1 protein-coding gene is annotated in these 266 nt (G+C 35.0%); it reads left to right on the top strand.

Translation table 11 applies throughout. The features are described from left to right. A partial coding sequence (locus GUI70_RS25800) for an FtsW/RodA/SpoVE family cell cycle protein (protein WP_161884588.1) occupies positions 1 to 266 on the top strand: 266 nt, incomplete at both ends.

Here is a 266-nt window from a genome sequence, read left to right on the forward strand (position 1 = left end):
TTTAGTACGCTAACAGATCCATTCCAATTCGAATCAGGAACTGGATACCATATTTCCAATTCATTGCTTGCGATAGGTAACGGTGGCGTATTTGGAAAAGGATTAGGAAATAGTGCAATGAAATTGGGCTATTTACCAGAACCACATACAGATTTTATTTTTGCAATTATTTGCGAAGAATTAGGTTTAATCGGAGGATTGCTAGTTATTACTTTAGAGTTCTTTATTGTATATCGTGCCTTCCAGTTTGCAAATAAAACATCATC

The organism is Deinococcus alpinitundrae, assembly GCF_009982895.1.
Taxonomy (GTDB): Bacteria; Deinococcota; Deinococci; order Deinococcales; family Deinococcaceae; genus Deinococcus; species Deinococcus alpinitundrae.